5 protein-coding genes are annotated in these 4,327 nt (G+C 61.5%); all 5 read left to right on the plus strand.

Annotation, left to right across the window (positions count from 1 at the left end):
• Positions 1-272, plus strand: a 272-nt coding sequence (locus EN991_RS25190) for a PLP-dependent transferase (RefSeq protein ID WP_206519246.1), incomplete at its 5' end; no start/stop codon positions are given.
• 29 nt (positions 273-301) lie between these two features.
• Positions 302-1,579 (plus strand): sugar ABC transporter substrate-binding protein, encoded by a 1,278-nt coding sequence (locus EN991_RS25195; protein ID WP_013531926.1) that lies wholly within the window; start codon positions 302-304, stop codon positions 1,577-1,579.
• Positions 1,580-1,785: 206 nt separating this feature from the next.
• Positions 1,786-2,709, plus strand: a complete 924-nt coding sequence (locus EN991_RS25200) for a sugar ABC transporter permease (protein ID WP_013531925.1) — start codon at positions 1,786-1,788, stop codon at positions 2,707-2,709.
• Complete coding sequence (locus tag EN991_RS25205) at positions 2,709-3,557, plus strand: carbohydrate ABC transporter permease (RefSeq protein WP_127369777.1); 849 nt, start codon at positions 2,709-2,711, stop codon at positions 3,555-3,557. The genes EN991_RS25200 and EN991_RS25205 overlap by 1 nt, the downstream gene beginning before the upstream one ends.
• 4 nt (positions 3,558-3,561) lie before the next feature.
• Positions 3,562-4,327 (plus strand): sn-glycerol-3-phosphate ABC transporter ATP-binding protein UgpC (gene ugpC, locus EN991_RS25210; protein WP_127369778.1); only part of this gene is annotated, 766 nt, incomplete at its 3' end.

Genomic DNA, 4,327 nt, shown 5'->3' on the forward strand with positions numbered 1-4,327 from the left:
GCTATGCCGGGCTGTTCTCCTTCGAGGTTACGGACGAGATCGACATCCCCGTCTTCGTCGACGCGCTGAAATATTTCCGCATCGGCGTCAGTTGGGGCGGGCATGAAAGCCTGGTCGTGCCGGCCAAGGCGTCGCTGGAGCAGACGCCGGGCCTGAATTCGATGGCGCGCTTCGGCGTCAGCCCCCGAACCATCCGCTTCAATGTCGGATTGGAGAGTGTCGAAGACCTGTGGGCTGACGTCGCCCAAGCCTTCGAAAAAGCCAGAAAATAACAAGCGGGTTCAAAATGGGAGTCTTGAACATGAAAAAACTGACCGTCATGCTTGCCACCGTTGCGGGACTGGCGATTTCCGCCGGAAATGCTGTGGCCGATTCGACCCTGAAAATGGTCGAAGTCATCACCAGCCCGCCACGCACCGAATTCCTGAAGAAGCAGATCGCGGAGTTCGAAACGGCCAATCCAGGCATCAAGGTCGAGCTGATCTCGCTGCCCTGGGGGCAGGCGTTCGAGAAATTCCTGACCATGGTGCAGGCCGGCGATACGCCCGACGTGGTCGAGATGCCGGAGCGCTGGATGGGCCTCTATGCCAACAATGCCCAACTCGAGGATCTCGGCCCGTATATGGCCAAATGGGATGACGCCAAGACGCTTGGCGACCGCGCGAAACAGTTCGGCTCGACCGTCAACAACACCCAGTTCATGATCCCCTACGGCTACTATGTGAACGCGCTGTTCTGGAACAAGAAACTGTTCAAGGAGGCCGGCCTCGATGGCCCGCCGGCGACGCTTGAAGATTTCGTCGCCGATTCCAAGAAGATTTCCGCGCTCCCGGGCAAGTACGGCTACTGCCTGCGCGGCGGGCCGGGCGCCTTCAATGGCATGCACATGTTCATGAACATCGCCGCCGGCAAGGGCGGTTACTTCAACGAGGACGGCACTTCGACGATCAACGAGGAGGGCTCGGTCAAGGGCCTGCAGATGCTGGCCGACATGTACAAGGACGGACTGGCGCCGAAGGATGCGGTGAGCTGGGGTTTCAACGAAACGGTCACCGGCTTCTATTCCGGCACCTGCGCCATGCTCAACCAGGATCCGGACGCGCTGCTCGGCATCGCCGACAAGATGAGCGCCGACGATTTCGCGGTAGCGCCATTGCCGGTCGGGCCGAGCGGCAAATCCTATCCGACACTCGGCTATGCCGGTTGGGCCATGTTCGCCAACTCGCAGCACAAGGACGACGCCTGGAAGCTGATGGCGACCCTTTTGTCGCCGAAGGACAATCTGGAATGGGCCAAGGAAGTCGGCGTCGTCCCGATCCACAACGGTGCCGACCAGGATCCCCATTTCAAGACCGAGCAGTTCAAGGGCTGGTTCACGGAGCTCAGCGACAGCTCCAAATATGAAATGGTCACCCCGCCGACGCATCTGGAGAACCTCGGCAATTTCGTCGACCAGGTGGCGATCAAGAATTTTCAGGAAGTGCTGCTTGGCCAGAAGACGGCCAAGGACGTCGCCGACCAGTGGGCTGCCTTCCTGACCAAGGAACAGCAGGACTGGCTGGCGAAGAACAAGAAGTAGTTTTTCTTCCCTTCTCGCCGTTCAAGGGGAGAAGGTGTCACGAAGTGACGGATGAGGGGCGGCGCTATGCCTCGATAGGTTCGCGCTGCCCCTCATCTGCCTGCCCGTCATCCGCAGCAGCTGCGGAGGGTGGACCGGCATCTTCTCCCCGTGAACGGGGAGAAGGACGCTGTCCCCGACGCCGTTCCAGGAGCGCCCCCGAGCCAATGACCTACGCCGTGTCCGAAATACGATCCGTCGGCAAGCCGCGTCGCAAGCGGCTATCCCATGCCGCTATCGAGCCATGGCTCTATCTCAGCCCGGCGATCATCCTGCTGGTCGTGGTGCTTCTGGTGCCGCTGGTCATCGGCATCAGCTACTCCTTCCGCAAGTTCTCCGCCTTCAAGTCCGAATATGTCGGGCTCGGCCAGTATCAGGCGATGCTGTCGGATCAGGTGCTGGGCCAGGCGCTGGTCAACACGTTGTGGTGGACGGTCGCCAGCCTTTTCTTCCAGTTCTTCCTCGGCCTTGGCCTGGCGCTTCTGCTCGACAAGCCGTTTCGCGGCCGCAAGGCTGTACAAGCCCTGGTGTTCCTGCCCTGGGCGGTGCCGTCCTTCCTGTCGGGCCTGACCTGGGCCTGGCTGTTCAATCCGATCATCGGCCCGCTGCCGCACTGGCTGTTTGCATTGGGGCTGAAGGCCGAGCCGACCAATGTGCTGTCCGATCCGTCAACCGCCATGTGGGGGCCGATCGTCGCCAATATCTGGTTCGGCATTCCTTTCTTCGCCATCACGCTCTTGGCGGCGCTGAAGTCGATCCCGTCGGAACTGCATGAGGCGGCGGCGATCGACGGCGCTTCGCCCTGGCAGCGCTTCACCAAGGTGACGCTGCCGTTTCTGGCGCCGACCATCGCCATCACCGTGATGTTGCGCACCATCTGGATCGCCACCTTCGCCGACCTGATCTTCGTGATGACGGAGGGCGGGCCAGCCGGCTCGACCAACACTGTGCCGGTCTACATCTATGTCAGCGCCTTCAAATCGCTGGACAAGGGCTATGCCTCGGCGGTGGCCGTGCTGCTATTGGTCCTGCTCATTGCCTATGCGATTGCGCTGATCGGTATCCGCCGCACGCTTGTGAGGCACGTCTGATGATCGCAGGACGTTCAACCTCGCAGCGCTTCTTCGGCGGCATCGGCCTCTACGCGGCAATCGCGGCTTACGTGCTCTTTGCCTTGTTCCCGATCTACTGGACGCTGAGGATCTCGGTCACGCCGGAGCGGCTGCTTTATTCCGAAGGCATCACCTTCTGGCCGTCGCACATGACGCTGCAGAACTTCGTAACCGTGCTCGAGGCCACCGATTTCCCGCGCTATTTCCTCAACAGCGTCATCGTCTCGGTATCGACGGCGGCACTGGTGACAATCATCGCCACGCTTGCCGGCTATGCCATGTCGCGCTTCACCTTTCGCGGCAAGGCAGCACTGGCGCTGATGTTGCTTTTGACCCAGACCTTTCCGCTGGTGATGGTCATTCCGCCGATCTACCGCGTGATGGGTCAGATCGGACTGATCAACAGCCTGACCGGGCTGATCATCATCTACACCGCCTTCAACACGGCTTTTGCCACCTTCCTCATGCAGTCCTTCTTCGACGGCATCCCCAAGGATCTGGAGGAAGCGGCGATGATCGACGGCTGCACGCGTGCGCAGGCGATGCGCAAGGTGATTGTACCGCTGACGCTGCCGGGCATGGGCGCCACGCTCGGCTTCGTCTTCACCGCCGCCTGGAGCGAGCTTCTGTTCGCGCTGATGCTGATTTCCAGCGACGACCAGAAGACCTTCGCCGTCGGCTTGCTCACCTTCATCGGCAAGTTCGCCGTCGATTGGGGACAGATGATGGCGGCATCCATCCTGGCGTTGATCCCGGTCTGCATCTTCTTCGCCTTCCTGCAACGCTATCTCGTCACCGGCCTGACCGCCGGCGCCGTCAAAGGATAGATCGATGGCCTCTGTTACGCTCGAGAAGGTCCGCAAGGACTATGGCGCCGTCCGCGTCCTGCACGCGGTCGACCTTGAAATCGCCGATGGCGAGTTCGTCGTCCTGGTTGGGCCGTCGGGCTGCGGCAAGTCCACGCTTTTGCGCATGATCGCCGGGCTGGAGGAGGCTTCCGGCGGCGAGATCCGCATTGGCGAGCGGCTGGTCAATGACGTAGCACCCAAGGACCGCGACATCGCCATGGTGTTCCAGTCCTACGCGCTTTATCCGCATATGGACGTGTCGAAGAACATGGGCTTCAGCCTGCTCCTGAAGAAGGCGGAGAAGGCGACGATCGACTCCAGGGTGGACGGCGCCGCCAAGCGGCTCGGGCTCGACACCTTCCTGCAGCGCCTGCCGCGGCAATTGTCCGGCGGCCAGCGCCAGCGCGTCGCCATGGGCCGGGCGATCGTGCGCGACCCCAAGGTCTTCCTGTTCGACGAGCCGCTGTCGAACCTCGACGCCAAGCTGCGCGTCCATATGCGCGCCGAGATCAAGGCGCTGCACCAGCAACTGAAGACGACATCGGTCTATGTCACGCACGACCAGATCGAGGCGATGACCATGGCCGACCGGATCGTCGTCATGCATGACGGGCTGATCCAGCAGGTCGGCGCGCCGCTCGATCTCTACGACCGGCCGGCCAACATGTTCGTTGCGGGTTTCATTGGTTCACCCGGCATGAATTTTCTGCCGGCGACGGTTCGTAAGGGCGCTACGTTGGAGGCCGTAC

Origin of the sequence: Mesorhizobium sp. M7A.F.Ca.US.005.03.2.1, assembly GCF_003997795.1 — a bacterium.
Classification (GTDB): Bacteria; Pseudomonadota; Alphaproteobacteria; order Rhizobiales; family Rhizobiaceae; genus Mesorhizobium; species Mesorhizobium ciceri.

What these genes read in the sequence shown, in the direction of transcription:
- EN991_RS25195 (WP_013531926.1), top strand. Translation starts at nt 302, where the DNA reads ATGAAAAAACTGACCGTCATGCTTGCCACCGTTGCGGGACTGGCGATT.
- EN991_RS25200 (WP_013531925.1), top strand. Translation starts at nt 1,786, where the DNA reads ATGACCTACGCCGTGTCCGAAATACGATCCGTCGGCAAGCCGCGTCGC.
- EN991_RS25205 (WP_127369777.1), top strand. Translation starts at nt 2,709, where the DNA reads ATGATCGCAGGACGTTCAACCTCGCAGCGCTTCTTCGGCGGCATCGGC.